The sequence below is a fragment of the Candidatus Glomeribacter gigasporarum BEG34 genome (assembly GCF_000227585.1).
GTDB classification, from domain to species: domain Bacteria; phylum Pseudomonadota; class Gammaproteobacteria; order Burkholderiales; family Burkholderiaceae; genus Glomeribacter; species Glomeribacter gigasporarum_B.
In genome coordinates this window covers 1-1,454 of sequence record NZ_CAFB01000005.1, presented here as the reverse complement: position 1 = coordinate 1,454, position 1,454 = coordinate 1, and the positions used below count along the sequence as shown (strand labels likewise).

Below are 1,454 nucleotides of genomic sequence, written 5' to 3'. Positions count from 1 at the left end.
ATACGGATGATAACCTTGTCTGGTTGCACAAAGTCTGCCATCAACAGATTCATGCTCGGCCATAACAGTATGCAAACAGCTCGAAGGCTTGAGCCGGATGATGGGAAACTGTCAAGTCCGGTTCTTAGGGGAGGGGTGCAGGGCGACCTGTCACCTCTTACCCGACCCTAAAGCGCGTGACCGCTATATCACCGATGCAGAGTATCACCGCATTCGGGATGCTTTACTGATCGGTGCGGACGGCCGCCCCACTTCTAGCGGTGCAATGGTGCAGTGTTATATCGATCTGTGCTATCTGCTTTATCAGCGCACTACGGAAGTTCGGTTATTGCGTTGGGATCAAATAGAGGCGGACGGTATTTACTTCAAGCCGACCAAAACAGAGGCATCGAGCGGTGCAAAAGTGCGCATCCCCATCACCGCAGCGCTTCAGCAAGTATTAGAGCGTGCCCGTCAGCTCGGCCCGATTAAAAGTCTGTATGTGATTCATACACGGAATGGCTGCCCTTACACCTCACATGGGATGAGCAGCGCATGGAGACGCGCCTGTGCGCGCGCGGGGATAGAAGATGTCACGCTCAAGGACATCCGCGCCAAAGCACTGACGGATGCCAAGCGCCTCGGCTACAGCATTGAACAACTGAGGGTCGGAGCGGCGCATACCGATACCCAAACAACTCGTCACTACATTAAACAGCGCGAGATACCCGTTTCCGATGTATGTCTCAGCCTTCCTCTTAAGTGAATACAGATGAGGAAATATTAGAACAACGTTCTAATATTCTTATTAGAACGCTCTAGGTTAGAATGCCGTAACCCCTTGATTTTATTGGTCGGGGCGAGAGGATTTGAACCTCCGACCACCTGCACCCCATGCAGGTACGCTACCAGGCTGCGCTACGCCCCGAAAATGTTAAGCGCCTCGAAAATTATATCTTGAACGATTCTCTCAAACATTTCTTCATCCAAATCTTCATGCTTGATATTCAGTTGCTTCGCAGAGACCCAGACATGATCGCGCATCGCCTGAGCAGCCGCGGATACCGGTTTGATGCCGCTGGGTTTATGCGGTTGGAAATAGAACGCAAGACGCTGCAAAGCGAAACCGAAGCGCTGCAGGCGCGCCGTAACCAGCTTTCCAGGCAAATCGGGGAGTTAAAGCGTAAAGGAAAGGAAGCCGCCCCTGCATTAGACGAAGCGAATGAAAGCGGCGCGCAACTGCATGCGCGTATTGCGCAGCTTGACGCGCTCCAGGCGCGGCTGTCTGATTTTCTGCTTGAGCTTCCTAACTTGCCGCATGAAAGCGTGTCATCCGGCCGGGATGACACGGATAATGTTGAAATCAGCCGTTGGAGCGCGCCGCGTCATTTTGATTTTGCGGTGAAAGATCACGTCGAAATTGGCGCGCCGCTTGGGCTGGATTTCAATGCCGCCGCGAAAATCAGCGGCGCGCG

At 53.2% G+C, this 1,454-nt stretch carries 2 protein-coding genes and 1 tRNA gene; 2 read left to right on the top strand and 1 reads right to left on the bottom strand.

The window, feature by feature from the left end:
• Positions 1 to 97: 97 nt before the first annotated feature.
• Positions 98 to 745: a tyrosine-type recombinase/integrase gene (locus CAGGBEG34_RS00050; RefSeq protein WP_081463671.1), complete on the top strand. Its 648-nt coding sequence runs from the start codon at positions 98 to 100 to the stop codon at positions 743 to 745.
• Positions 746 to 830: 85 nt separating this feature from the next.
• On the opposite strand, the gene CAGGBEG34_RS00045 is transcribed toward CAGGBEG34_RS00050, so the two are convergent.
• Positions 831 to 907: transfer RNA gene (locus CAGGBEG34_RS00045), tRNA-Pro, on the bottom strand.
• Positions 908 to 975: 68 nt separating this feature from the next.
• Here CAGGBEG34_RS00045 and CAGGBEG34_RS09865 point away from each other — a divergent pair.
• The coding region (locus CAGGBEG34_RS09865; RefSeq protein ID WP_042687009.1) for a hypothetical protein at positions 976 to 1,454 on the top strand (479 nt) is incomplete at its 3' end.

Coding starts and splice junctions, on each gene's coding strand:
- CAGGBEG34_RS00050 (WP_081463671.1), top strand. CDS start 98: ATGATGGGAAACTGTCAAGTCCGGTTCTTAGGGGAGGGGTGCAGGGCG.